At 67.1% G+C, this 24,996-nt stretch carries 25 protein-coding genes and 1 pseudogene; 13 read left to right on the plus strand and 13 right to left on the minus strand.

Annotated features, from left to right (window positions below; genetic code table 11):
- Positions 1-6: 6 nt before the first annotated feature.
- Both CWS39_RS10510 and CWS39_RS10515 read right to left on the minus strand, forming a co-directional pair.
- On the minus strand, positions 7-1,203 hold the full coding sequence (locus CWS39_RS10510; protein WP_102142848.1) for a glycosyltransferase: 1,197 nt from the start codon (positions 1,201-1,203) through the stop codon (positions 7-9).
- Positions 1,204-1,364: 161 nt separating this feature from the next.
- The gene (locus CWS39_RS10515) at positions 1,365-2,204 is read right to left on the minus strand and encodes an SDR family oxidoreductase (RefSeq protein WP_102142849.1); all 840 of its coding nucleotides are present in this window, start codon (positions 2,202-2,204) and stop codon (positions 1,365-1,367) included.
- Positions 2,205-2,263: 59 nt separating this feature from the next.
- On the opposite strand from CWS39_RS10515, the gene CWS39_RS10520 reads away from it, so the two are divergent.
- The 3 genes and pseudogenes from CWS39_RS10520 to CWS39_RS10535 all read left to right on the plus strand — a co-directional run bounded on the left by CWS39_RS10520 (position 2,264) and on the right by CWS39_RS10535 (position 6,053).
- Entirely contained in the window at positions 2,264-3,442 is a 1,179-nt protein-coding gene (locus CWS39_RS10520) for an RtcB family protein (RefSeq protein WP_102142850.1), read from the plus strand.
- A gap of 61 nt (positions 3,443-3,503) precedes the next feature.
- Positions 3,504-5,319, plus strand: a pseudogene (locus CWS39_RS10525) (cytochrome c oxidase subunit I).
- The gene (locus CWS39_RS10535; RefSeq protein ID WP_102142853.1) at positions 5,319-6,053 is read left to right on the plus strand and encodes a 2OG-Fe dioxygenase family protein; all 735 of its coding nucleotides are present in this window, start codon (positions 5,319-5,321) and stop codon (positions 6,051-6,053) included. The pseudogene CWS39_RS10525 and the gene CWS39_RS10535 overlap by 1 nt, the downstream one beginning before the upstream one ends.
- Here the strand turns inward: CWS39_RS10535 and CWS39_RS10540 are convergent.
- Positions 6,025-7,089 (minus strand): carboxylate-amine ligase, encoded by a 1,065-nt coding sequence (locus CWS39_RS10540; RefSeq protein ID WP_199178055.1) that lies wholly within the window; start codon positions 7,087-7,089, stop codon positions 6,025-6,027. The two genes, CWS39_RS10535 and CWS39_RS10540, sit on opposite strands and share 29 nt — an antisense overlap.
- Before the next feature lie 7 nt (positions 7,090-7,096).
- A complete protein-coding gene (locus CWS39_RS29145; protein WP_199178041.1) occupies positions 7,097-7,252 on the minus strand; it encodes a hypothetical protein in 156 nt (51 codons plus the stop codon).
- 214 nt (positions 7,253-7,466) lie between these two features.
- Here CWS39_RS29145 and mbp1 point away from each other — a divergent pair, with 214 nt between their 5' ends.
- The gene (gene mbp1 / locus CWS39_RS10545; RefSeq protein ID WP_102142855.1) at positions 7,467-7,709 is read left to right on the plus strand and encodes a microaggregate-binding protein 1; all 243 of its coding nucleotides are present in this window, start codon (positions 7,467-7,469) and stop codon (positions 7,707-7,709) included.
- 55 nt (positions 7,710-7,764) lie between these two features.
- Here mbp1 and usfY read toward each other — a convergent pair whose 3' ends face one another.
- The 4 genes from usfY to CWS39_RS10565 all read right to left on the minus strand — a co-directional run bounded on the left by usfY (position 7,765) and on the right by CWS39_RS10565 (position 9,581).
- Positions 7,765-8,073, minus strand: coding sequence for a protein UsfY (usfY, locus tag CWS39_RS10550; RefSeq protein ID WP_102142856.1), 309 nt, complete (start codon positions 8,071-8,073; stop codon positions 7,765-7,767).
- 138 nt (positions 8,074-8,211) lie between these two features.
- On the minus strand, positions 8,212-8,580 hold the full coding sequence (locus CWS39_RS10555; RefSeq protein WP_431306112.1) for a hypothetical protein: 369 nt from the start codon (positions 8,578-8,580) through the stop codon (positions 8,212-8,214).
- A gap of 2 nt (positions 8,581-8,582) precedes the next feature.
- Positions 8,583-8,834 carry a hypothetical protein gene (locus tag CWS39_RS10560; RefSeq protein WP_199178042.1) on the minus strand — a complete coding sequence of 84 codons (252 nt, stop codon included), beginning with the start codon at positions 8,832-8,834 and terminating at the stop codon, positions 8,583-8,585.
- A 66-nt stretch (positions 8,835-8,900) separates the two neighbouring features.
- The gene (locus CWS39_RS10565) at positions 8,901-9,581 is read right to left on the minus strand and encodes a PAS and ANTAR domain-containing protein (RefSeq protein WP_102142857.1); all 681 of its coding nucleotides are present in this window, start codon (positions 9,579-9,581) and stop codon (positions 8,901-8,903) included.
- Between the two features lie 70 nt (positions 9,582-9,651).
- Here CWS39_RS10565 and CWS39_RS10570 point away from each other — a divergent pair, with 70 nt between their 5' ends.
- Entirely contained in the window at positions 9,652-10,215 is a 564-nt protein-coding gene (locus CWS39_RS10570) for a restriction endonuclease (protein ID WP_102142858.1), read from the plus strand.
- On the opposite strand, the gene lat is transcribed toward CWS39_RS10570, so the two are convergent.
- Together lat and CWS39_RS10580 are read right to left on the minus strand one after the other, a co-directional pair.
- Positions 10,196-11,527, minus strand: a complete 1,332-nt coding sequence (gene lat, locus CWS39_RS10575) for an L-lysine 6-transaminase (protein ID WP_102142859.1) — start codon at positions 11,525-11,527, stop codon at positions 10,196-10,198. The two genes, CWS39_RS10570 and lat, sit on opposite strands and share 20 nt — an antisense overlap.
- A 49-nt stretch (positions 11,528-11,576) precedes the next feature.
- Positions 11,577-12,032 carry an Lrp/AsnC family transcriptional regulator gene (locus tag CWS39_RS10580; protein ID WP_199178052.1) on the minus strand — a complete coding sequence of 152 codons (456 nt, stop codon included), beginning with the start codon at positions 12,030-12,032 and terminating at the stop codon, positions 11,577-11,579.
- Between the two features lie 51 nt (positions 12,033-12,083).
- Between CWS39_RS10580 and amaB the strand changes: the two genes are divergently transcribed.
- From amaB to nei2, 6 genes are all read left to right on the plus strand, one after another.
- Complete coding sequence (gene amaB / locus CWS39_RS10585) at positions 12,084-13,628, plus strand: L-piperidine-6-carboxylate dehydrogenase (RefSeq protein ID WP_102142861.1); 1,545 nt, start codon at positions 12,084-12,086, stop codon at positions 13,626-13,628.
- A 5-nt stretch (positions 13,629-13,633) separates the two neighbouring features.
- Entirely contained in the window at positions 13,634-14,428 is a 795-nt protein-coding gene (locus CWS39_RS10590; protein WP_102142862.1) for an SDR family oxidoreductase, read from the plus strand.
- Positions 14,429-14,457: 29 nt separating this feature from the next.
- Positions 14,458-15,105: a TetR/AcrR family transcriptional regulator gene (locus CWS39_RS10595; RefSeq protein WP_102142863.1), complete on the plus strand. Its 648-nt coding sequence runs from the start codon at positions 14,458-14,460 to the stop codon at positions 15,103-15,105.
- A gap of 46 nt (positions 15,106-15,151) precedes the next feature.
- On the plus strand, positions 15,152-19,669 hold the full coding sequence (locus CWS39_RS10600) for an ATP-dependent helicase (protein WP_233213444.1): 4,518 nt from the start codon (positions 15,152-15,154) through the stop codon (positions 19,667-19,669).
- A gap of 61 nt (positions 19,670-19,730) precedes the next feature.
- Positions 19,731-20,072: a PIN domain-containing protein gene (locus tag CWS39_RS10605; protein ID WP_233213445.1), complete on the plus strand. Its 342-nt coding sequence runs from the start codon at positions 19,731-19,733 to the stop codon at positions 20,070-20,072.
- 9 nt (positions 20,073-20,081) lie between these two features.
- A complete protein-coding gene (nei2, locus tag CWS39_RS10610) occupies positions 20,082-20,831 on the plus strand; it encodes an endonuclease VIII Nei2 (protein ID WP_102142865.1) in 750 nt (249 codons plus the stop codon).
- Positions 20,832-20,883: 52 nt separating this feature from the next.
- Here nei2 and CWS39_RS10615 read toward each other — a convergent pair whose 3' ends face one another.
- Both CWS39_RS10615 and CWS39_RS10620 read right to left on the minus strand, forming a co-directional pair.
- The gene (locus tag CWS39_RS10615) at positions 20,884-21,999 is read right to left on the minus strand and encodes a fatty acid desaturase family protein (protein WP_102142866.1); all 1,116 of its coding nucleotides are present in this window, start codon (positions 21,997-21,999) and stop codon (positions 20,884-20,886) included.
- Between the two features lie 15 nt (positions 22,000-22,014).
- A complete protein-coding gene (locus tag CWS39_RS10620; protein ID WP_102142867.1) occupies positions 22,015-23,094 on the minus strand; it encodes a ferredoxin reductase in 1,080 nt (359 codons plus the stop codon).
- A gap of 71 nt (positions 23,095-23,165) precedes the next feature.
- Between CWS39_RS10620 and CWS39_RS10625 the strand changes: the two genes are divergently transcribed.
- Positions 23,166-23,840 (plus strand): TetR family transcriptional regulator, encoded by a 675-nt coding sequence (locus CWS39_RS10625; protein WP_102142868.1) that lies wholly within the window; start codon positions 23,166-23,168, stop codon positions 23,838-23,840.
- A gap of 15 nt (positions 23,841-23,855) precedes the next feature.
- Positions 23,856-24,536: a zf-HC2 domain-containing protein gene (locus CWS39_RS10630; RefSeq protein ID WP_102142869.1), complete on the plus strand. Its 681-nt coding sequence runs from the start codon at positions 23,856-23,858 to the stop codon at positions 24,534-24,536.
- 273 nt (positions 24,537-24,809) lie between these two features.
- Here the strand turns inward: CWS39_RS10630 and CWS39_RS10635 are convergent.
- The coding region (locus CWS39_RS10635; protein ID WP_142386825.1) for a hypothetical protein at positions 24,810-24,996 on the minus strand (187 nt) is incomplete at its 5' end.

Here is a 24,996-nt window from a genome sequence, read left to right on the forward strand (position 1 = left end):
TCCCGGTCAACCGGACGAAATTGTTGCCGCCTTGCGCTGGTAGCCGGCCGCCAATGACCGGTCGTAGATCCGCAGCGTATCGGCAGCTATGCGGTCCCAGGAGTAGCGGGCCCGTGCGCGATCGCGGCCGGCCGCACCGAGGCTCTGGCGCAGGAACTCGTCGCGCAGTAGGTCGCTGAGCGCATTCGCCAGTTCAGCAGGCCGGTTCGGCGGGACCAGTCGACCCGTCACATCGTCCACCACCGTATCGAGCATGCCGCCGACCGCCGATGCCACTACGGGGATGCCACACGCCATCGCCTCCAGCGCCACGAGGCCGAACGGCTCATACCACGGCGTGCACGCCACCACGTCGGCCGAGCGCAGCAGCGCAGGCATGTCCTTCCTCGCCACCGAACCCTGCAACCGCACGCGATCGTCGACGCCGAGCTCCGCGGCCAGGTTGCGCAACCGGCATGCCTCGGCCGTGTCTGGCGCGCCCGCGAGCACGAATTCGGTGTCCGGGATGACGGTCAGCGCCCGGATGATGTGATCGAATCCCATACGCGGAACGAGTCTTCCGACGCTGACGATGCGATGCGGCGCCGTGCGCGGGGCTTTCGGACCGTCAGGAGTGAACAGGTTAAGATCGACGCCGTACGGCACCACCGAGATTCGCGACCGCGGCCGGCCCATCCGTGCCAGCTCGAATACTTCGTCCGTGCACGTCGCCGCCACCCAGGTGGCGCCCTTGGCCACCATTGCTTCCAGCTTCGGCCGCTGTGGCGGGCTGACACCCTGCAGACCCTGGTGCCGCCGCTCGACCACCCCGTGAAATGTTTGCACCGCAGGCAGATTCAGATGCCGCGCCGCGAGCTGCGTTGCGACGCCTGACATCCAATAGTGCGCATGGGTGACGTCAGGTCGGTCAACCGCCCAATCGGCATCGAGGAACTGAGCGAATGCTCCCATGTATTGCAGTAGCTGTTGTTCGGGCAGATGCTCCGGCGGGCCAGCCGAAACGTGAACCACGGTGTAGCGCTGCGGGGTATCGACTTCGTCCCGCAACGTCCGGTCGTCCCGACGGGTGTACACCTTCACTCGGTGGCCGAGCCGGGCCAAAGCCGCCGACAGCGCGTCAACATAAACGCTCTGCGCGCCGACTTCCGTACCACTGAGCACGGCCAACGGACTCGCGTGCTCCGAAACGATCGCGATCTTCATGATCCGCGCATGTGCCACACCGACAGCGAGCGCACAGATCGCACAATGGGCATGCGACCGACTTGCCCGCCGCAAGTACTCATAAACCTCGATCGCTCAAGATTTCGCTTACTGGATAGGCACTTTCGCAATGTGGACGATTTGCCGATACGCAGCACCGATTAGAGAATCGGTCTACCGCCGGTGACCGCGACCCTTGCACCCGTCACATAGCTGGCTTCGTCGGAGGCCAGCAGTACGTAGATGGGCGCCAGCTCGACAGGCTGGCCCGCGCGTGCCAGTGGCACGTTCTCCCCGAACGATTTCACCCGTTCCGGTGGCATCGTCGACGGAATGAGCGGCGTCCAGATGGGACCCGGGGCGACGCTGTTGACGCGGATTCCCTTGTTGCCCAACAACTCAGCGAGGCTGGCCGAGAAGTTGGCGATCGCCGCCTTGGTGGCCGCATACGGCGCCAGGGTCGGGTTGGGCATATCGGAGTTGACCGAGGAACTGCCGATGATCGACCCACCCGCGCCCATGTGCGGTAGCGCCGCCTTGACCAGATAGAAGTACGCGCCAACGTTGAGCTTGAACGTGTAATCCCATTCCTCGTCGCTGATCTCGTCGAGACTCTGATGCGTCATCTGGTAGGCGGCATTGCTGACGAGCACATCGATGCCGCCGAATCCCTCGACGGCTCTGTCGACAACCGCGCGGCAGTGCGCCGGGTCGGAGAGGTCACCGGCCATCAGCACGCACGTGCGGCCCGCCTCCTGGACGTACTGCTGGACGTCCTGTGCGTCTTCATGCTCGTTGAGGTACGCGATCAGCACGTCGGCGCCCTCACGCGCGAACGCGATCGCGACGGCCCGGCCGATCCCGCTGTCGCCGCCGGTGATGACCGTCCGTTTGCCCTCCAAGCGTCCGGTGCCGCGGTAGCTGGTTTCTCCGCAATCGGGTGGCGGGGTCATCTGCGACTGCACGCCGGGCGGTGCCTGCTGCTGTTCCGGGAAACTCATGGCCGGTGTCTACCCGCGATGGCAACTGCCGAATCGACGTCAGGGGTAAACAGGAGGTGATGGAACAACTCGATGGCGGCGTCGTCAACTTCGCCAGCCAGATCGACCCGGCGACGATCGAGCAGGCCAAACAAACAGCCAGCCTGCCGTTCGTGTACCCGCACGTGGCGCTGATGCCCGACGCACATGTCGGCAAGGGCGCCGCGGTGGGCACGGTGATCCCGACGCTGGGCGCGGTGATCCCGGCGGCCGTCGGCGTCGACATCGGGTGCGGCATGGTCGCCGCCCGCACCCGGTTCACCGCGGCCGACATCGCGGGCAAAGACACTGCCCGACTTCGCAGTTCGCTCGAATCCGCCATCCCGCTGAGTGCGGGCAACTACAACAAGTCGCTGCGCCGGTACCCGTTCACCGCGCCGCGCATCGAGCGGCTCGAGAAGCTCGCCGCCGAGACCGACGTGGACCTGTCCCACTCCCCGAAATGGAAGGCCCAGCTAGGCACGCTGGGCGGCGGGAACCATTTCATCGAGCTATGCCTCGACCGCGACGATGCGGTGTGGATGTTCCTGCACGCCGGGTCACGCGGCGTCGGCAACAGGATCGCCACCCGCCACATCAAGGTGGCCCAGCAGTGGTGCCGGAGTCGGCACATCACGCTGCCCAACGCCGACCTGGCCTACCTCGAGGAAGGCACCCCCGAGTTCGACGCCTACCTCCGCGAGCTTCGCTGGGCGCAGCAGTATGCGCTCGCCAACCGCGAGGAGATGATGGACCGCTTCCGGCAGGCGTTTGCGCACTGGATGCACACCGACGCGGACGGCGTCGAGGTCGAGCGGATCAACACCCACCACAACTACACGGCGCGAGAACGCCACGCGGACACAGACGTATGGCTGACCCGCAAGGGCGCCGTGGACGCCCATCGCGGCGTGATGGGGCTGATCCCCGGCTCGATGGGCACCCGCTCATACATCGTGCGCGGCAAGGGCAATCCGGCCAGCTTCTGCAGCGCGCCGCACGGCGCCGGGCGGCGCTTCTCCCGAAACGAGGCCAGGCGCCGGTTCACCGCCGCCGACCTCGCCGCCCGGATGAAAGGGATCGAATACCGCCACGGCGAAGCGTGGGTCGACGAGATCCCCGACGCCTACAAACCCATCGACACGGTGATGGCGGATTCGCAGGACCTCGTCGAGGTGATCACCGAACTACGGCAGGTTGTCAACGTCAAGGGCACATGACTGGCGTTTGAATCACTACGATTGTGGCTAGAGCTACAGACGTCTGTCGTCTGGAGATGCCGTGACCACCGAAGCTCCCCCGCTTGCTGACCTCAAACCTCGCCGCCCCTTCCCCGCACGGCTGGGCCCGAAGGGCAACCTGGTCTACAAGCTGATCACCACCACCGATCACAAGCTGATCGGCATCATGTACGTCGTCGCCTGCTTCGGGTTCTTCTTCACCGGCGGCCTGATGGCGCTGTTCATCCGCACCGAGTTGGCGCTGCCCGGCCTGCAGTTCCTGTCCAACGAGCAGTACAACCAGCTGTTCACCATGCACGGCACGATCATGTTGCTGTTCTACGCGACGCCGATCGTGTTCGGGTTCGCCAACCTGGTGCTGCCGCTGCAGATCGGGGCCCCCGATGTCGCGTTCCCGCGACTCAACGCGTTGTCGTTCTGGCTGTTCCTGTTCGGCGGGTTGATCACCACAGCGGGGTTCATCACCCCCGGCGGGGCGGCCGACTTCGGCTGGACCGCGTACTCGCCGCTGACCGACGCGATTCACTCGCCGGGCGCCGGCGGTGACCTGTGGATCATGGGCCTGGCGATCGGCGGTTTGGGCACCATCCTCGGCGGGGTCAACATGATCACCACCGTCGTGTGTATGCGGGCGCCGGGCATGACGATGTTCCGGATGCCGATCTTCACCTGGAACATCCTGGTGACGTCGATCCTGGTGCTGCTGGCCTTCCCCATCCTGACCGCCGCGCTGTTTGCGCTCGCCGCCGACCGTCATCTCGGCGCCCACGTCTACGACCCCGCCAACGGCGGAACCATCCTGTGGCAACACCTGTTCTGGTTCTTCGGGCACCCCGAGGTGTACATCGTCGCGCTGCCGTTCTTCGGCATCGTCACCGAGATCTTCCCGGTGTTCTCCCGCAAACCGATATTCGGCTACACGCTGCTGGTGTACGCCACCCTCGGCATCGGCGCGCTGTCCATGGTGGTGTGGGCCCACCACATGTTCGCCACCGGCGCGGTGCTGATGCCGTTCTTCGCATTCACCACCTACCTGATCGCGGTACCGACGGGCATCAAGTTCTTCAACTGGATCGGCACAATGTGGAAGGGCCAGTTGACATTCGAGACACCCATGCTGTTCGCGGTCGGATTCCTTGTGACGTTCCTGCTTGGCGGCCTGTCCGGCATCATCCTGGCCAGCCCGCCGATGGACTTCCATGTCACCGACTCGTATTTCGTGGTGGCGCACTTCCACTACGTGCTGTTCGGCACGATCGTGTTCGCCACCTACGCCGGGGTGTACTTCTGGTTCCCGAAGATGACGGGCCGGCTGCTCGACGAGCGGTTGGGCAAGCTGAACTTCTGGCTCACCCTCATCGGTTTCCACACCACCTTCCTGGTGCAGCACTGGCTCGGCGACGAGGGCATGCCGNAACTTCTGGCTCACCCTCATCGGTTTCCACACCACCTTCCTGGTGCAGCACTGGCTCGGCGACGAGGGCATGCCGCGCCGCTACGCCGACTATCTGCCCACCGACGGGTTCACCGTGTTGAACGTGGTGTCGACGATCGGCGCCTTCATCCTCGGGCTCTCGGTGCTGCCATTCGCGTGGAACGTGTTCAAGAGCTGGCGCTACGGCGAGCCGGTCACCGTCGATGACCCCTGGGGACACGGCAATTCGCTGGAGTGGGCGACCAGTTGCCCGCCGCCTCGGCACAATTTCACAGAGCTGCCCCGGATCCGTTCGGAGCGACCGGCTTTCGAGCTGCACTACCCGCACATGGTGGGACGCATGCGCGCCGAGGCCCACATCGGACGGCGTCCGACGCTCAGCCACGGCAAGCGTGTGCACAGCGCGGGAACCAAGGCCTGATGGCCACGGTCACGGCTGATCTGGTCGAAATCGCCAGGCGCCGACTGACTTCCAGCGGTGTATTCGTGATGTCGCCGGCCGACCTGAACACCGCGCTGGACGTCGACGACGATGCGTGGCGGCGGTTCCGCACACATTGGGACGACCTCGCGCCCGACACCTACGCCGGCACACTCGGGACGCGGCGGCTTCGCCGGTACGGGCATTTCCGGTACCGCACCGACGACGCCTGCGCGACGTTGATGCCGCACCACGAATTCGTGCAGCCGCAAGATTCCAATCCGCTCTACGTTCGGCAGGATCGGCATTTTGAGCCGCTAACGGCGCGCTTTGCGGCCGATCCGCTGCTGCACATGGTCCTGAACCTGTTGGGCCGCATCGCGACCGCGCTGGACACCCTCTGCGAATGGAGCGCCAAGGTGCATCCGTTCCGGGTGCTGGCATCGGCCGACGCCGACGGGCAACCCACCCCGGAAGGCCTGCATCACGACGGTGTCACGCTGGTGACCTCGCTGCTCATCGACCGGCGCAACGCCACGGGCGGGGAAAGCTTGGTGGTCGACCTGGACGGCCGTCGGCTCTTGTCGACGACGCTGTCGCGGCCCGGCACCCTGCTGCTGGGTGACGACCGTCGCACCCTGCACGGCGTCTCGCCGATCCGGCCGGTTGACCCTGCTGCGCCGGCGCAGCGGGACGTGCTGGTGATCACGTATGCCCCGCCGTCGCCGCGATGAGATCGTCGACGACTCCGGTGAGTTCGCCGTGGCGGGCGGCGGACGCACGTTGACGGTGCGCGCCGGTGCCGTGGTGCTCGAGGCGTCGCAGGAACGCCGTCACCAGGTCCACGTCGCCGTGCTGCTGTAGGGCGGGCATGACGCAATCGATCAGTCGCCGGGCTTGCTCGGCTGCCCTGGGAGACCAGCCGTCCCGAGCGGCCTGCCAGTACGTCGCCCGCAGCACCTCGCTGCACGGCTGCGGGCCCGGATCGCCGGCGATCACCCGCTGCGTCGCGGTCGCGACCATCGCCCTGAGGAGCACCGCCAGCGCAACCGTGTCGTCGACGTCGGTGGTGACGTCCATCGCCCGGATTTCGATCGTCGGCAGTCGCGGATTGGGCCGGACGTCCCAGAACGGCGTGTCCACATCAAGCATCGCTTCGGCTTCTGCTATGGCACAGGCTATTTCGCGATGCTCCCGCAGTGACGCCGCGAACGGCGGAGGACCCAGACACGGGAACCGGCTTCGGGTGACGGCGCGCCAGCTGGCGTATCCGGTGTCTTTGCTTTGGTAGAACGGCGAATTGGCGCTCATCGCCACCAGCAGCGGAAGCCAGGGCCGCAGGTGGTTCCCGACGAGCACGGCCACCTCGGCGTCAGGCAGATAGACGTGCGTATGCAGCGAACAGATGGCGAAATCGTCGAGCATGGCCCGGTATTGGGCGACACCGGCCCGGTAGCGGGGATGGTCACCGACCAGTACGGGCCCGTCGCAGGCGACGACGGGAGTGCCGGACGCACACAGCCGCACGCCTTGCGCCATCGCGGCTTTCGCGGCCGCCGCCCGAAGCTGGCACAGTTCGTCGCACAACTGTGCGGCATCCGCACACGGCGGGGTCTTCACCTCGAGCTGGCACAGGTTGAACTCCCCCGTGACCAACTCGCCCATGCTCGCCACCGCGTGCGCAACGACCTGCGGACCAAGCGATTTCACGGCCCGACTGACGGGGTCGATGAGAAAGAACTCCTCCTCCACCCCGATCGTCGTCGTCACCTTCTCGTCACCGCTGTTCGTCGCTACGCGCTTCCGCGCCGGTCTCCCGGGTATCGAGCGAGTCGTCCGACGATGCCCGGCCGACATAGCGGCCGCCCTCGCGTGACTGCGCGACGGCCTCGTCGTCGTCCACGTCGGATTCGGATTTCGAATGTCTGCCCATGAAGCCGGCTTACCCGCGGGCCGTCCTCGCGAAACCGCGACGCTCGCCTGCAGGGGTTTAGGCGGGCGGTCTGCGGGGAAGCCCGTCGGTGTGGGAGGGACGTTCCCTTCGCACCGACCCAGAATCCGGGTCGCAGGTCCGGCCCTTCGACCGGGCTACCCAGGCTCAAGAAGTGGGCACGAGACCGATCCACTCCCGTAGCGGAAAGGTAATCATGACCGACAAGAAAAGTGGCCCCGAAGAGGGCATCAAGGGTGTCGTCGAAGACGCCAAGGGCAAGGCGAAAGAAGCGGTCGGCACCGTGACCGGCCGTGACGACTTGGTTCGCGAGGGTAAGGCTCAGCAGGACAAAGCCGACGCCCAGCAGGATGTGGCCAAGAAGGAAGCCGAGGCCGAAGCGGCGCGCAAGGGCGCCGAGGCGGCCGAGCAACGCCAAGAGGCCGAGCAGCGGCCGTAACATGTCGCGAGCAAAGGGCCCGGCCACTGCGGCCGGGCCCTTTGTGGTGTGCTGGTCAACTGCTCGGCGGCTGCCGTTCGACATCGGGATGTTCGGCGTACCAACGCTCTTCGAGTTGACGAACACGCCGATGCTCGATGTACAGCCAGGCACATCCGATGATGAAACCCGCCGCCGACAGCCCCGCCAGCACCAGACCGGTGTCATGGTGGCGCGTGCCGAAGGCGGCCAGGCAGCTGACGAACAACACCAGCGCGACGCCGATCACGATGAGCGCCGGCATGATCTTGTTGTCTTTCATCGACTCGCCAGCGTGCGGACGCGTGGTCCTGGCGTGGTCTACGGGGTCCTTCGGGCCTTTCATGGCTACTCCTCTCACGCCACACCTGTGCCCGTGATTGCATGGGCTGATATCCACGGTAGAACTACCCGAACCGGTTGTGGGCCAAACGAACATCACTGGTAGAGGGGGTATTGCCATCCCGCGCCAGCGCGTTCTGCGTCACGTCCCGATCCCGGCCAACGCGGGCAGGCTCATGGTGAGCACCAGCAGCATCAGCGTCATCAGGAACCAGCCGGCGCCCTGCCACGCCCACCACGTCTGCTGCTTCTTCCACGTCTGGTAGGTGCGCAGGAACGCCCGCAGCGCGCCGATGAGCAGGATCGCCGGAGCGCCCAGCGCCAGCAACATCCGCTGCGAGGCACCGCAGGCCGCGGTGTCGACGGTGGTGCCGTCACAGGTGCTCACCCACACGGCGGCGACCACCAGAAACGCGATTGCCAGCGCCGCGACGAGGAGACCGAAGCGGATGGCGTCGCGCACCTCGGCGTCGTCGTGCCGCAAACCGTTGGGGTTCTGGTACACGGCCACCTCTACGAGTTCGCTACCTGAGGCTGACGGTCGATGAGCTCGGAATGGCCGGATTCGCGGGCGCAGTGCGCACAGCAGTAGATCGCGTCAGCGGCCTCGACCCCGTGGCCGAGGATCCGGCATCCGCAGTGGTCGCACTGCGGCGCGACCTTGGTTGCTGCGCACTCCACACTGTCGAACGTCTCGGTGCGCCCATTCCAGCTCACCGTGAAGGCCTTGTCGTAATCGTTGCCACAGGTGGCACAGACCGCCATGATCATCCTCCCGACGCACACAGCTTTGACGCCTGTGGAATTCCCTGGCCGCGGTCCGGGTAAACCTCAGGAACACACGCGCAGGTGCGCGGTCAGCAACAGCCGGTCGAACTGTGTGCGCGCCGGCAGCAGCTCGTCGTAGTCCAGCGACAGGAAGTCCTCGGCGATTTGCTCGGCCAGCACCCGCAGCTTGACGTTGGTCTCCTGGGATCGCCACTTCAGCAGCTCGAACGCAGACTCGGCGTTGATCCGGTAGATCAACATCAACATGCCTTTGGTCTGCTCGATGCCGCCGCGGGCCTCGGCGATCTCGGCGACCGCCTCGGTGACGATCTCCTCCTGCACTTCGGTCATCGACGGCGTCACGTCGACATAGAAGCCGTGGGTTCCGATCACCGCGCCGTCGTCATCGAACAGCTGGTCACCCACCACCACCACGTGGTGGATGTCCCCGTGGGTGTCGATGACGCGATGTCGGGTGCTGAAAGCGCCTGCGGTACGGCGGATTTCGTCCAGCGTGGCGGCTACCTGCTGATAATCCTCGGGGTGCTTGTGCGACAACACCAGTTCGGTCGTCGGGTTCGCGGTACCCGGCTCGTAGCCGTGCATGCGCTCGACCTGCGGCGACCACTCCCACCGCTCATCAGCGAAGTAGAATCGAAACCATCCGACCCGTTGCGGCTCACCACCGGCGAGGGCGTGCTCCACCATCGTCTGACCGGTGGATTCGACCACACCATCGGACATGCGTTGAACATTAGCCTGCCAAGCTGTGCCGGGCGCGACATTGCAGTCCTGCAGGGCTCCCACGGGTGCGATGTCGGCTGTTCGCCCTACGATTCGCAGCGTGTTGCGGGTCAAGGTGTATCTGGTGGCCGGCCTCGCGGCGGGCCTGGCCGCCTACGTGCTGGGTGCCGGCGCGCCGTGGAGCGTGGCCGTCGGCACCGTCGCCCCGGCGTTACTCATCGCGGCGCCCCGCTTCCTGCTCGGCGTGATCGCCGGCGCCCGCACAGCGCCCGATCCCGCCGCCGCGATGTCGGGCCTGGAGTTCGAGGACTATGTCGCCCGCATCGCGCGGTCCTGCGGTGTGCCGGTGATCATGACGTCAGTGACCGGCGACTGGGGCGTCGACCTGATTGTCGGGCGTCGGCCCAATCGCCTTGCCATTCAATGCAAGCGGGTCTCACGCCCCGTGGGCACAGCCGCTGTACAGGAGGTGGTGGCCGGCGCGCCGATGCAGGACTGCACCAAGACGATGGTCGTCACCAATCACGAATTCACGTCTGCGGCACGCAAACTCGCCGAACTTCACGGCTGCGAGCTGGTCGGCCGCGAAGAGCTACCCCTGCTGCGTTCGACGATCAGAAGGCTGACCGCGTGAGCACGTCCCGGATTGCGGTGACGGCCTCGTCGATCTCGTTGCGCGACACCGTCAGCGCCGGCCGGAACCGCACAGAATCGGCGCCGCTGGCCAGCATGATCACCCGGCGGTCCCAGAGCCGACGGATCAGCTCGTCGCGCGCCGCGGTCGTCGGCAAACTGAATGCGCACATCAGTCCACGGCCGCGCACGTCGAGCACCAGCTCCGGGAATTCCCGTGCCAGCGAATGCAACCGGTCCAGCAGATAGCGGCCCGCCTTCGCCGCGCGCACGAACAACCCGTCGGACTCGATCACCTCGAGGATGCGCCGCGATCGCACCATGTCCACCAGGTTGCCGCCCCACGTGGAGTTGATCCGCGAGCTGACCGCGAACACGTTGTCGTGCACCTCGTCAACCCGTCGGCCGGCCATGATTCCGCATACCTGTGTCTTCTTGCCGAACGCCACCACATCGGGCACAACTCCCAATTGCTGGTAGGCCCAAGCCGTTCCGGTCAGTCCGCAGCCGGTCTGCACCTCGTCGAAGATCAGCAGCGCATCGAATTCGTCGCACAGCTTGCGCATTTCGGCGAAGAACTGCGGCCGGAAATGCCGGTCACCGCCCTCGCCCTGGATGGGCTCGGCGATGAAGCAGGCGATGTCGTGCGAATGGGCCTCGAACGCCGCGCGGGCTTGGCTCAACGATTCTGCTTCCAGCGCAGCCATATTCGCACTCGGACGGATATACGGCGCGTCGATGCGCGGCCAGTCGAACTTCGGGAACCGGGCCACCTTATTGGGGTCAGTGTTGGTCAGCGACATCGTGTAGCCGCTGCGGCCGTGGAACGCCCCACGCAGATGCAGCACGCGAGTGCCCAGCGCCGGGTCGATGCCGTGCGCCTCGTTGCGGCGGCTCTTCCAGTCGAAGGCCACCTTCAGCGCATTCTCGACCGCCAGCGCGCCGCCGTCGACGAAGAACAGGTGCGGCAGCGCCGGGTCGCCCAGCACGCGCACGAAGGTGTCGACGAAGCGGGCCATCGGCACGCTGTAGACGTCGGAGTTGCTCGGCTTGTTCACCGCGGCTTGCGCGAGTTCGCTGCGGAAGGCCTCGTCATCGGCCAGCGCCGGGTGGTTCATCCCCAACGCGGACGAGGCGAAGAAGGTGAACATGTCGAGGTAGCGCTCGCCGGTGCGGGCGTCGACCAGATACGAACCCGCCGAGCGGTCCAGGTCGAGCACCAGGTCCAGCCCGTCGGCCAGCATGCTGCGGGCCAGCACGTCGTGCACGCGGTCGGGGGTGAGCGCGCCGGAGGGTGTCAGCACAGCGGTCATAACGCCATCTTAGCGCAGTATTTACGGTGTACCCATCGCTACACAGGAACTATTCCGGTATATACTCCCTACCACTGTAAAAAGTCTGTAGAATGATCGTGCTTCGCGTCCGCACGTTCGCCGCCGTGCGGATCCGTTGCAGCAGGTCTTCCAATGCCCGCGCCGATGGAACACGCACCAGCAGGATGTAGCTCTCCTCGCCGGCCACCGAGTGACACGACTCGATGGCCTCGATGTGTTCCAGCCGCGCGGGCGCATCATCGGGTTGAGAGGGATCGAGAGGGGTGATGGCGACGAACGCCGACAGCGCATGCCCGACCGCTTCGGGGTTGATGCGCGCGGTGTACCCCGTCACCACACCGCGAGCCTCCAGCCGACGCACCCGTGACTGCACCGCCGACACCGACAAGCCGGCGACGGCGGCGAGATGGGCCAGCGTCGCGCGGCCGTCGGCGACCAGCTCGCGCACCAGAATCCGGTCGATCTCGTCGAGCTGCTCGCCCACCATTGCCGGAGACTATCGCGATCCTTACCAGCACTACGAGAAGGTGGCGCCATGACCACGATGCACACCACCACATTGCCCACCACCGACGACGTGCGGGCGCGGGTGCGCGACGCCCTGCGCGCCGTCGGCTCGACGGCCGAGCTGGCGGGCCCCGGCGAGTACGGCTTGCCCGCCAGCACCCCAATCACCGGTGAGGTGCTGTTCACCATGGCCGCGACGACACCGGAACAGGCCGACGCGGCGATAGCCGAAGCGGCACAGGCGTTTACGACGTGGCGTACCACACCGGCACCGGTGCGCGGAGCGCTGGTGGCCCGGCTGGGCGAACTGCTCGTCGAGCACAAGGCCGATCTCGCCACCCTGGTCACCATCGAGGCCGGGAAGATCACCTCCGAAGCCCTCGGCGAGGTGCAGGAGATGATCGACATCTGCCAGTTCGCGGTGGGCCTGTCACGTCAGCTCTACGGCAAGACCATCGCGTCTGAGCGCCCAGGCCATCGGCTGATGGAGACCTGGCACCCGCTCGGCGTTGTCGGCGTCATCACCGCCTTCAACTTCCCGGTGGCGGTGTGGTCGTGGAACACCGCGATCGCGTTGGTGTGCGGTGACACCGTGGTCTGGAAGCCGTCGGAACTCACGCCGTTGACCGCCTTGGCATGCCAGGCGCTGATCGAACGGGCGGCCGACGACGTCGGAGCGCCGCGGGGTGTCAGCAGGGTGATCCAGGGTGACCGCGAAGTCGGTGAGCTGCTCGTGGATGACCCACGGGTGGCGCTGGTTTCGGCGACCGGGTCGGTCCGCATGGGCCAGCAGGTCGGTCCGCGGGTGATGGCGCGGTTCGGCAAGGTGCTGCTCGAACTGGGCGGCAACAATGCCGCGATCGTGACGCCGTCGGCGGACCTCGATCTGGCGGTGCGCGCCATCGTGTTCTCCGCCGCGGGCACGGCGGGCCAGCGCTGCACCACGTTGCGGCGGCTGATCGTGCACTCCTCGGTGGCCGACGAGCTGGTCTCCCGAATTGTGGCGGCCTATCGGTCGTTGCCGATCGGCGACCCGTCCGCGGAGGGCACCCTGGTGGGACCGCTCATTCACGAAACCGCGTATCGCGAGATGGTCGGGGCGCTGGAGCAGGCCCGCGCCGACGGTGGTGAGGTGTTCGGCGGTGAACGCCACGACCTCGGTGACGAGAGCGCCTTCTACGTCGCACCGGCGGTGGTACGCATGCCGGCGCAGACGGAGCTGGTGCACACCGAAACGTTCGCCCCCATCCTCTACGTCATGACCTACGACGACCTCGATGAGGCGATTGCGCTGAACAACACTGTGCCACAGGGGCTTTCATCGGCGATCTTCACTACCGACATCCGCGAGGCGGAGCGCTTCATGGCGGCCGACGGCTCGGATTGCGGCATCGCCAACGTCAACATTGGCACGTCGGGCGCGGAGATCGGCGGGGCGTTCGGCGGCGAAAAGCACACCGGCGGCGGCCGCGAGTCGGGTTCGGACGCGTGGAAGGCCTACATGCGCCGCGCCACCAACACCATCAACTACTCCTCCGATTTGCCATTGGCACAGGGCGTGCACTTCGGTTAACCCTCATGCATCTAGAGGACACGACGGCCGTCGTCACCGGCGGTGGCTCAGGCATCGGCCGGGCGCTGGCGGTGGCATTCGCCGCCGCCGGCTCGCACGTTGTCATCGGTGACGTAAACGCCGACGGCGCCGCGGAGACGGCGGAGCGTGTTCGCGCTAGTGGCGGCCACGCCGTGGCACAGCGCGCCGACGCCAGCGCCATCGCTGATATCCAGGCGCTGATTGACCTCGCCCACAACACCTTTGGCCATGTCGACGTCTACATCGCCAACGCCGGCATCATCGGCGCCCCCGACCTGGGCGCCGAGTCGGACTGGGATCGCATCATCGACGTGAACCTGCGCGCACACATCCGGGCGGCCACGCTGCTGGTGCCGCAATGGCTGGAGCGCAAAAGCGGTCATTTCGTCAGCATCGCGTCGGCGGCCGGTCTGCTCACCCAGCTCGGTGCGGCCGGCTATGCGGTCACCAAGCACGCCGCCGTCGGCTTCGCCGAATGGCTGGCGATCACCTACGGCGATAACGGCATCGGCGTCACCTGCGTCTGTCCGATGGGTGTCGAGACACCGCTGCTGGATGCGGCCCGCGAGTCTTCGTCGCTCGCCGGCGATTCAATCACCAAGTCGGGTGTGGTCATTGAGCCGCAGCAGGTGGCCGAGATGACCGTCGACGCGGTCCGGAACGGCCGATTCCTGGTGCTGCCCCATCCGAAGGTCGCCACGATGTTCGCGCAGAAGGCGTCGGATCACGACCGCTGGATCGCCGGGATGCAGCGCTACCAGCGGTCGCTGGGCAGTTAGTTGGACAGGTGTTCACTAGAATCGGCGGCATGTCCGAACCGCGCCGTCGCCTCTCCCCCGACGACCGGCGCAGCGAACTGTTGGCGCTCGGCGCCGAGATATTCGGCCAGCGCCCGTACGACGAGGTGCGCATCGACGAGATCGCCGAACTCGCCGGGGTGTCGCGCGCGCTGATGTATCACTACTTCCCCGACAAGCGGGCGTTCTTCGCCGAGGTGGTGCGCGCCGAGGGTGAACGCCTTTTCGAAGCCACCAACGCGCCGCCCGACCCTGACAAAACCCTGTTTGAACAGCTCCGCGACGGTGTGCTGGCGTATCTGCGCTACGACGAGGAGCACCCGCACGGCGCCTGGGCGGCCTATGTCGGCATGGGCGGCGCCGACCCGCTGCTGCGCACCATCGAAGATGCCAACAACGAGCGTCAGGCCAACCGGATCATGGCCCGCATCACCGATGCCGTCGGCGACCTGGACTCCAAGGTGGAACGCGATCTGCGGATCACCGTGTACGGCTGGCTCGCATTCACCTTCGAGATGTGCCGTCGGCGGCTGATCGACCCGTCGATCGACGCCGGATTCGTCGCCGACGCCTGCGCGCACGCCCTGCTCGATGCGATCGGCCGCGTCCCGGGAATCCCCGCCGACCTGGTCGAGGCCCTCGCCGCCGCCCGCCCGTAACCGCCGAAATCGCAGACTTGTCGGTGGGGGTTGGCACGATGGCGGTGTGGCCCGTAAAGCCGACCCGCTCGCCCGCTTCAGCACGCTGACGCGGGAGTGGTTCGCGGGCACGTTCGCCGAGCCCACGGCGGCGCAGGCGCAGGCATGGTCGGCCATCGCCGACGGTGACAACACGCTGGTCATCGCCCCCACAGGCTCCGGCAAGACGCTGGCCGCATTCCTGTGGGCCATCGACCAGCTGGCCTCATCGGAGCCCCGACCGGTCCACGCCGGCACCCGCGTGCTGTACGTGTCGCCGCTCAAGGCGCTCGCGGTTGACGTCGAGCGCAACCTGCGCACGCCGCTGACCGGCATCGGCCGCATCGCCGACCGGCTCGGCGTACCCGCACCGGCGATCAGTGTCGGCGTCCGCTCCGGCGACACCCCGCCCAACCGGCGCCGCGAGCTCGTCACCAAACCACCCGACATCCTCATCACCACGCCCGAGTCGCTGTTTCTGATGCTGACGTCGGCCGCCCGCGACAGCCTGGCCGAGGTGCAGACCGTCATCGTCGACGAGGTGCACGCGGTCGCGGCCACCAAACGCGGCGCACATCTGGCCCTGTCGCTGGAGCGGCTCGACCGGCTCCTCGACAAGCCCGCCCAGCGCATCGGGCTGTCCGCGACCGTCCGCCCGCCCGAGGAGGTCGCCCGGTTCCTGTCCGGGCAGGCGCCGACGACGATCGTCGCCCCGCCCGCGGCCAAGACGTTCGACCTGTCGGTGCAGGTGCCGGTGCCGGATATGGCGAATCTGGAGAACAACACCATCTGGCCCGACGTCGAGGAGCGCATCGTCGATCTGATCGAGGCGCATCGCAGCTCGATCGTTTTCGCCAACTCCCGACGCCTGGCCGAGCGACTCACTTCGCGCCTCAACGAGATTCACGCCGAACGGGCGGGCATCGACCTGCCGTCGCCCCGCAATCCCCAAGTCGGCGGCGGCGCCCCGGCGCACATCATGGGCAGCGGGCAGGCCTTCGGCGCCGAGCCGCTGCTCGCCCGGGCGCACCACGGGTCGGTGAGCAAGGAACAGCGCGCCCTCGTCGAGGAAGACCTCAAGAGCGGACGCCTCAAGGCCGTCGTCGCGACGTCGAGTCTCGAGCTTGGCATCGACATGGGCGCGGTCGACCTCGTGATCCAGGTTGAGGCACCGCCGTCGGTGGCCAGCGGGCTGCAGCGCATCGGCCGGGCCGGCCATCAGGTCGGCGAGATCTCTGCGGGCGTGCTCTTTCCCAAGCACCGCACCGATCTGATCGGCTGTGCGGTCACCGTCAAGCGGATGCTCTCCGGCGAGATCGAAACGATGAGGGTCCCGACGAATCCGCTCGACGTACTGGCCCAGCACACGGTGGCGGCCGCGGCGCTGGAACCGCTGGATGCGGACCGCTGGTTCGACGCCGTTCGGCGCAGCGCCCCGTTCGCGACGCTGCCGCGCAGCGCGTTCGAGGCGACGCTGGACCTGCTCTCCGGCAAATACCCGTCCACCGAATTCGCCGAGCTGCGGCCCCGGCTGGTGTACGACCGCGACACCGGCACCCTGACCGCGCGGCCGGGCGCGCAACGGCTCGCCGTGACATCCGGCGGCGCGATTCCCGACCGCGGCTTGTTCACCGTCTACCTGGCGACGGACTCCGAAAAGCCCTCGCGGGTGGGCGAACTCGACGAGGAAATGGTCTACGAGTCGCGGCCCGGCGACGTGATCTCGCTGGGTGCCACCAGCTGGCGGATCACCGAGATCACCCACGACCGCGTACTCGTCGTCCCGGCGCCGGGTCATCCGGCCCGGCTGCCGTTCTGGCGCGGCGACGGCGTGGGTCGTCCCGCTGAATTGGGCGCCGCAGTCGGCAAGTTCACCGGTGAGCTGGCCCGGCTGGAAAAGGACGAGTTCGTCCAGCGTTGCCGCACAATGGGTTTCGACGACTACGCCACCGACAACCTGTGGCAGCTGCTCGACGATCAACGCCAGGCCACCGGCGCAGTGCCCAGTGACACCACCTTCGTGGTGGAACGCTTCCGCGACGAGCTGGGCGACTGGCGGGTGATCCTGCACTCTCCCTACGGGCTTCGGGTGCACGGTCCGTTGGCGCTCGCTGTGTCGCGCAGGCTGCGGGAACGCTACGGCATCGATGAGAAACCGACAGCGTCTGATGACGGCATCATTGTGCGGCTGCCCGATACCGAAGACGCGGCCCCCGGTGCCGAGCTGTTCGTGTTCGACGCCGACGAGATCGAGCCCATCGTCACCGCCGAGGTGGGCGGTTCGGCGCTGTTCGCCTCCCGCTTCCGTGAATGTGCCGCCCGTGCTTTGCTTCTGCCCCGACGCCATCCCGGCAAACGCTCGCCGCTGTGGCATCAGCGGCAGCGGGCCGCGCAACTGCTCGACGTCGCCCGCAAGTACCCGGACTTCCCGATCGTGCTGGAGGCGGTGCGGGAATGCCTGCAGGACGTCTACGACGTGCCCGCGCTCACCGAGTTGATGCACCGGGTGGCACAGCGACGGCTGCGGCTGGTCGAGGTGGAGACGGCGACGCCGTCACCGTTCGCGGCGTCGCTACTGTTCGGCTACGTCGGCGCGTTCATGTACGAAGGCGACAGCCCGCTGGCCGAAAGACGCGCCGCGGCTCTGTCTTTGGACAGTGTGCTACTCGCCGAACTGCTCGGGCGCGTCGAGCTGCGCGAGCTGCTCGACCCGCAGGTCATCGCCACCACCACCCAGCAGCTACAGCATCTGCACCCCGACCGCGCGGCCCGGGACGCCGAAGGCGTCGCCGACCTGCTGCGGCTACTGGGTCCGCTGACCGAACACGAGATCGCCGAGCGCGCGATCGCCGACGACGTCGGCGGCTGGCTGGACGGATTGCGCGCGGCCAAGCGTGCGCTGACGGTGTCGTTCGCCGACCAGACGTGGTGGGTCGCCGTCGAAGACCTCGGCCTGCTGCGCGACGGCGTCGGGGTGGCCGTGCCGGTCGGCGTGCCCGCGGCGTTCACCGAATCGGTCGCCGACCCGCTGACCGAGCTGCTCGGTCGCTACGCCCGCACCCGCGGCCCGTTCACCACGCAGGACGCCGCGGCCCGCTTCGGGCTGGGCTTGCGCGTGGCGGCTGACGTGCTGGGCCGCATGGCCGTGGACGGCCGGCTGGTGCGGGGCGAGTTCACCGACGTCGAGGGCGAACAGTGGTGCGACGCCGACGTGTTGAAGATCCTGCGCCGGCGCTCGCTGGCCGCGCTGCGGGCGCAGGTGGAGCCGGTCAGCACGGCCGCCTACGGCCGGTTCCTGCCCGCCTGGCAGCAGGTGGGCTCGACGCACAATGCGGGCATCGACGGGCTGGCAACGGTGATCGATCAGTTGGCCGGGGTGCCGATACCGGCGTCGGCGGTCGAGCCGCTGGTGTTCTCGCAGCGCATCCGCGACTATCAGCCCGCGATGCTCGACGAATTGCTGGCCGCCGGGGAGGTGACGTGGTCGGGTGCCGGCCAAATCGGTGGTGGGGACGGCTGGATCGCGTTCCACGCGGCCGACGCCGCGCCGCTGACACTCGCCCCTCCGGCCGAGCTGGAGTTCACCGAGACGCACCGCGCCATCATGGACGTCCTCTCGGGAGGCGGCGCGTACTTCTTCCGCCAGCTGGCCGACGGCGACAGCGAACAGTTCAAACAAGCGCTTTGGGAACTGATTTGGGCGGGCAGGGTGACCGGCGACACCTTCGCGCCGGTGCGGGCGATGCTGGTGGGGACGCGGCGCCGATCCGCGCCGGCACATCGTCAGCGCCGCCGACCACCGCGGCTGAGCAGTTACAGCGTGGCGCACGCCGCGGCCCGTCAGGTCGATCCGACCGTGGCTGGGCGGTGGTCGGCACTTCCCGCCGCAGAGCCGGATTCGACGGTGCGGGCGCACTTTCAGGCCGAGCTCTTGCTGAATCGGCACGGTGTTCTGACGAAGGGTGCAGCCGCTGCGGAAGGGGTGCCGGGCGGTTTCGCGATGCTCTACAAGGTGCTCACCGCGATGGAGGACGCCGGCCGCTGCCAGCGTGGCTACTTCGTCGAATCGCTTGGCGGGGCACAGTTCGCGGTGGCGTCGACGGTGGACCGGTTGCGGTCCTACCTGGACAGTGTCGACCCGGAGCGGCCCGCGTATCACGCTGTGGTTCTGGCGGCCGCCGATCCCGCCAATCCGTTCGGTGCGGCGCTGCCGTGGCCGACCCGCACGAGCGAGGACGACGCCGCGCACCGTCCCGGCCGCAAGGCCGGCGCGTTGGTGGCACTGGTCGACGGCAAGCTGGTGTGGTTCCTCGAGCGGGGCGGACGCTCGCTGCTCAGCTTTTCTAGCGACGGCGAAGCCCACGTTGCCGCCGCAGCGGCGCTGGCCGATCTGGTGAGTTCGGGACGGGTGGGCTCGTTCCTTGTCGAGAAGGTCAACGGCGTGCCGGTGCTCGAACCGGGTGCCGATGGTGAGCGAGCCGCGGTGCAGGATGCCCTGACGGGTGCCGGCTTCGCCCGTACCCCACGGGGTCTACGGCTGCGCTGATATCCTTACAACAGTCTCTGGGTACGGAAATGCTGATGGACGTCGCGGCGACCCACCCGAGTTGGCCAAGCGAGCGACGGCGTACCTCGGCCGCGAGCCCCAACTGTTGCTGACCGATTTGGTTGCCGCCGAGACGGTCTACGTCCTCGAGTCGTACTACGAGGCGCCTCGAGCTGAAGTCGCCCAGGCGGTGCGGTCGCTCGTGGCGTTCGATTCCATCGCATGCATTGATCCGGCGCTGTTGTTGAGAGCACCGGAGGTGTACGAGATCGATAGGCTTGATTTCGCTGAGGCATATCTGGTCGCGTGTGCGGAATCGACAGGGGTACGCCGGGTGGCGTCGTTCGATCGGGCAATCGACCGGATTGCCACCGCCGAACGCATCGAACCGCCCGCGCTTTGAGGTGTGCCCATGCCCGAAGGCGACACCGTCTTCCACACCGCCGCGTCGCTACGGACTGCGCTGGTGGGAAAGACGTTGACCCGCTGCGATATCCGGGTGCCGCGCTACGCCACCGTGGACCTGACCGGACACACTGTCGACGAGGTGCTCAGCCGCGGCAAGCACCTGTTCATCCGGGTCGGGCCGGCGAGCATCCATTCGCATCTGAAGATGGACGGCAGTTGGAAGGTGACGCGAGCGCGCGCCGATCACCGCGTCCGGATCATCCTGGAAGCAGCCGACGTTCGAGTGCTCGGGATCGACCTCGGCGTGCTCGAGATCCTCGATCGCGAGAGCGACGTCGACGTCGTCGCGCACCTCGGACCCGATCTGCTCGGCGACAACTGGGATCCGCGCACAGCGGCGGCCAACCTGACCGCCGACCCAGAACGCCCAGTGGCTGAGGCGCTGCTCGATCAGCGGGTGATGGCAGGCGTCGGCAACGTCTATGCCAACGAACTCTGCTTCGTCACCGGCTATCTGCCGGACGCCCCCGTCAAGGCGGTGGCCGATCCCCTGCGCCTGGTGCAGCGGGCGCGGGACATGTTGTGGCTCAACCGCACCCGCTGGAACCGATGCACCACCGGCGATACCCGCCGCGGCCGCGAGCTGTGGGTGTACGGCCGCGCCAGGCAGCCCTGCCGCCGCTGCGGCACGCCGATCGAGACCGACAACAGCGGCGAGCGGGTCAGGTTCTGGTGCCCGTCCTGTCAGCGCTGACGCGAGCCGGCAATGAGGTTCTTCATCGCCGACGTGGTGCGCGTCGCAGCGATCAGTTCACCTGCGCGAGTTCGCGTTCCGGCTCGGCCGCCACCGCCGGCTCGGCCTTGGGCTTGCTGCCCCACGGCAACGCCAGCCTGATGATCTTGCGCACCACGGTGCCGAACTGCCGGTACAGCGGGCCGGTGTTGTAGGGCACCCCGTAGCGTTCGCAGATCTCGCGCACCTCGACCGAGATCTCCGCGTGCCGGTGCGCCGGGATGTCCGGGAACAGGTGGTGCTCGATCTGGAACGACAGGTTGCCGCTGAGGATGTGAAAGAGCTTGCCACCGGTCAGGTTTGCCGAACCGAGCAGCTGGCGGAAGTACCACTGGCCGCGGGATTCGCTCTTGGTCTCCTCGATGGAGAACTCCTGCGTGCCCTCCGGAAAGTGCCCGCAGAAGATGATCATGAACGCCCAGACATTGCGCGCCAGGTTGGCCGTCAGGTTCCCGGCCAAGACGAACGGCGCGAACGGACCCGCCAGCAGCGGGAACGCCACGTAATCCTTGAGCGTCTGAGCCTTGGTCTTTCGCCAGATACCCTCCAGCACTTCCCGTTTGTCGGCGATGGAAATCTCGCCGGCCCGGATGCGCTCGGTCTCCAGTTCGTGCAACGCGACGCCGTACTGGAACAGCACCATCAGCAGGAACGCGTAGACCGGGTTGCCCAGGTAGTACGGGCTCCACTTCTGGTCTTCGCTCATCCGCAGGATGCCATAACCGATGTCGCGGTCCATGTCGACGATGTTGGTGTAGGTGTGGTGCATGTAATTGTGTGAGTGTCGCCACTGGTCGGCCGGGCAGGCCGTATCCCATTCGAAGGCCTTGCTGGAGATGGCCGGATCGCCCATCCAGTCGTACTGGCCGTGCATCACGTTGTGGCCGATCTCCATGTTGTCCAGGATCTTCGAGATCGCCAGCATGGCGGTTCCGGGGAGCCAGGTCAGCGGAAACCACACCAGGGCTCGACCGCCGACCTCCAGCGCACGCTGTGCCTTGATGATCTTGCGGATGTAGGTGGCGTCGCGCTCGCCGAGGTCGGCGATCACGCGCTCCTTGAGCGCGTCGAGTTCACGGCCGAACGCGTCGGCCTGCTCGGGGGTGAGAGTGATTGTGGTGTTGGACATGACGTGTCCTTCCAATTAGAGGTCGATGTCGACATCACCGACGGGCGCGGTGATGCAGATCTGGATGTCTTCGGCGTCGGCGCCCGACACCGCGCCGGTGATCAGGTTGCGCACCGCACCGCGTGTCTTGAATCGGGTGCAGCTGTGGCAGATGCCCATCCGGCATCCGCTCTCCGGGGTCAGGCCGGCGGCCTCGGCCTGCAGCAGCAGCGGCTGGCCGTCATCGGTCACCTCGACACCGCTGGCAGTGAAACTCACGGTGCCGCCGGAGGTTTCGGCCGGCGCGGTGAAGGTCGGCGGGACGAAGCTCTCCCACTGCGCATTCGGGCAGTGCTCGCGAACCGCGTCGACAAGCGCCGGCGGCCCGCACACGTAGACCGCATCAGGCTCCGCGCGCCAGTCGGCAAGAGCCGCTGCGAGATGCTCCGGGCCGAAGTGCCCGTCCAGATCGGCAGCGTCCGTCGTACGCGTGTAGCCGTGTAGCACACGCACGCCCGGCATCGCGTCCAGCTCGTCGCGGTAGCAGGCTTCCTCGGCGCGACGCGCGTAGTGGATGAACGCCGCCTCGCCGTCGAAGCCCTCGACCTGCAACGTCCGCAGCATCGACATCACCGGGGTGATACCGCTGCCACCGGAGACAAACAGGATGCGCCGGGGCCGCACATCGGGCATGACGAAATCGCCGCCGACCGAGTCCAGCCCCAGCACCATGCCCGGATAGGCGTGGTCGCACAGGTAGTTCGAGACCAACCCGCCGTCGTGGCGGCCGATCGTGAGCTCGACGTAGCGGCTGCCCTCGGCGCTGGCCGGCGAATAGCACCGGGTGCGGCGCCGGCCGTTGATCTCGACGCAGAGGTTGATGTGCTGGCCGGCCTTGAAGCCGGCGAAGGCCCGATTGGGCTCCAAAGTCAGGGTGACGCTGCGTGGCGTCTGCCGACGCACGGCGACCACCTTGGCGCGGGCGTCGCCCAGCGTCCAGGTCGGCTCGACCAGCTCGGTGTAGCGGTCGACGCCATGCGGCCCGGTGAGCAGATTCACCAGGGGCGAGCCGAGCACCCTGTCCCGGATGCCCTGCGTCAATGCTTGAGTGAACATACGTACACTGTGCAGGCCACTCCATGGCGCTGTCAATGGCATATACGCAGGTTGTGGTAGGCTTCACAGCAGTGAACAAACGTACGCCCACTTCACGAACACAACGTCCCAGGCAGTCGCGTTCCCGAGACGTGCTCACCCGTGAGGAGCGCAAAGACGCCACCCGCCGCGCCATCATTGCCGGCGCGCTCAAGCTGCTGGAGGAGCGCAGCTTTTCCGCGCTGAGCCTGCGTGAGGTCGCCCGGGAAGCGGGCATCGTGCCGGCGGCGTTCTACCGGCACTTCGAGTCGATGGACGCGCTGGGCCTGGTGCTCATCGACGAGTCCTTCCGGTCGCTGCGCGACATGCTGCGCGGTGCGCGCGCCGGGAAGCTCGATCCGAACCGGGTCATCGAATCCTCGGCGGAGATCCTCATCAACAGTGTCAACGAGCGCCGCGAGCACTGGCGCTTCATCGCCCGTGAGCGCTCCAGCGGGGTGACCGTGCTGCGCTATGCGATCCGCACCGAAATCCGCTTGATCACTTCCGAACTCGCGATCGACCTGGCCCGCTTCCCCGGTCTGAAAACCTGGAGCAGCGAGGACCTCAACATCCTGGCGACGCTGTTCGTCAACGCGATGATCTCGATCGCCGAGGCGCTCGAGGATGCCCATGATCCCGCGGCGATCGAGGAGATCAGGCGCATCGCCGTCAAGCAACTGCGGATGATCGCGGTCGGCGTCGCCGGGTGGCGCAGCAGCGGCTAGTGCAACGATGGACGCGTGGACTGCGAGGTGGCACGAGAAGCGCTCTCGGCCCGCATCGACGGCGAACGCGAGCCGGTGCCGTCGGCGCGCGTCGACGAGCATCTTGACTCCTGCCCGTTGTGCGCCTCCTGGTACGCCAAGGCCGAGCAGCAAGCGCTGCAGTTGCGCCGCATGGCCGCCGCCAGCCGCGTCCACAGCGTGCCCATCGAGGCTCCGGACACCAGTGCCAGTGCGGCCCCGCACCGCGTGCTGCGCTGCGCGTTGGGCGTCGTCGGCATGATTCAGCTCGGCCTTGCCGTGGCTCAGGCCGCGGGCGTGGACTTCGGCATGGTGGCTGCCCATCACGGAACTACGACGGGAGCCCACCTTCTCAACGAATCGAGTGCGTGGTCGGCGGCGCTCGGTGTTGCGGCGATAGCCGCCGCGATCCGCCCGCCCGTGGCACTGGGCCTGAGTTGCGTACTGGTGGCCTATGCGGCGCTTCTGTCGTACTACGTAGTCGCCGACCTGCTGGCCGGGCAGGTGACCACCCTTCGGGTCGTCAGCCACCTACCGGTCGCAGCGGCTACATTGCTGGCGCTGCTCGTCTGGCGCACCCACCGTCCCCAGCGCCCCTCGCCGGGGACGGGCGCATCCGGAGACCTCCTAGAGGCCCTGCGTCGTCACCCCCGAGGCAGCCACGATTCGGCCGCCTAGAGGCTGCTACGACGAGCGTTCGTAGACTCCGATCCCACCATGAGCTCTTAATCGTCGGGCTACTTCACGGCCACGCTGGCGAGCGCGGTGTGCCTCGGCGCACTTGTCTCCGTTGTCATCCCCGCCACCTCCGATGCCGAGGGCCGGATCAATCACGTCACGCAGCGCGTCCCGCAGGCTCGCAGCGGCCAGCGCCGGCGCGGTCGTCGTGGTCAGCAGGCGGATTGCCGGTGATGCTCATGGTGGCCTGCTGATCACGCAACGGGCACATCACTACGAGGCGATGCTGCGGCAGCTCTCCAAGTCTCGTTGAGTCAGAACGAAGTTGCGCAGCCGCAGGCTGTTCGACACTACCAACAACGACGAGAACGCCATCGCGGCGACGGCGATCATCGGGTTCAACAGACCCGCGGCAGCCATCGGAATTGCGGCGACGTTGTAGCCGAACGCCCAGATCATG

The sequence above is a fragment of the Mycobacterium hubeiense genome (assembly GCF_002838065.1).
Taxonomy (GTDB): Bacteria; Actinomycetota; Actinomycetes; order Mycobacteriales; family Mycobacteriaceae; genus Mycobacterium; species Mycobacterium hubeiense.

Coding starts and splice junctions, on each gene's coding strand:
- lat (WP_102142859.1), bottom strand. CDS start 11,527: ATGACCGCTGTGCTGACACCCTCCGGCGCGCTCACCCCCGACCGCGTG.
- mbp1 (WP_102142855.1), top strand. CDS start 7,467: ATGACCGACAAGAAAAGTGGCCCCGAAGAGGGCATCAAGGGTGTCGTC.
- amaB (WP_102142861.1), top strand. CDS start 12,084: ATGACCACGATGCACACCACCACATTGCCCACCACCGACGACGTGCGG.
- CWS39_RS29145 (WP_199178041.1), bottom strand. CDS start 7,252: ATGGGCAGACATTCGAAATCCGAATCCGACGTGGACGACGACGAGGCC.
- CWS39_RS10615 (WP_102142866.1), bottom strand. CDS start 21,999: ATGTCCAACACCACAATCACTCTCACCCCCGAGCAGGCCGACGCGTTC.
- CWS39_RS10620 (WP_102142867.1), bottom strand. CDS start 23,094: ATGTTCACTCAAGCATTGACGCAGGGCATCCGGGACAGGGTGCTCGGC.
- CWS39_RS10595 (WP_102142863.1), top strand. CDS start 14,458: ATGTCCGAACCGCGCCGTCGCCTCTCCCCCGACGACCGGCGCAGCGAA.
- CWS39_RS10510 (WP_102142848.1), bottom strand. CDS start 1,203: ATGAAGATCGCGATCGTTTCGGAGCACGCGAGTCCGTTGGCCGTGCTC.
- usfY (WP_102142856.1), bottom strand. CDS start 8,073: ATGAAAGGCCCGAAGGACCCCGTAGACCACGCCAGGACCACGCGTCCG.
- nei2 (WP_102142865.1), top strand. CDS start 20,082: ATGCCCGAAGGCGACACCGTCTTCCACACCGCCGCGTCGCTACGGACT.
- CWS39_RS10515 (WP_102142849.1), bottom strand. CDS start 2,204: ATGAGTTTCCCGGAACAGCAGCAGGCACCGCCCGGCGTGCAGTCGCAG.
- CWS39_RS10535 (WP_102142853.1), top strand. CDS start 5,319: ATGGCCACGGTCACGGCTGATCTGGTCGAAATCGCCAGGCGCCGACTG.
- CWS39_RS10590 (WP_102142862.1), top strand. CDS start 13,634: ATGCATCTAGAGGACACGACGGCCGTCGTCACCGGCGGTGGCTCAGGC.
- CWS39_RS10520 (WP_102142850.1), top strand. CDS start 2,264: ATGGAACAACTCGATGGCGGCGTCGTCAACTTCGCCAGCCAGATCGAC.
- CWS39_RS10560 (WP_199178042.1), bottom strand. CDS start 8,834: ATGGCGGTCTGTGCCACCTGTGGCAACGATTACGACAAGGCCTTCACG.
- CWS39_RS10570 (WP_102142858.1), top strand. CDS start 9,652: ATGTCGGCTGTTCGCCCTACGATTCGCAGCGTGTTGCGGGTCAAGGTG.
- CWS39_RS10565 (WP_102142857.1), bottom strand. CDS start 9,581: ATGTCCGATGGTGTGGTCGAATCCACCGGTCAGACGATGGTGGAGCAC.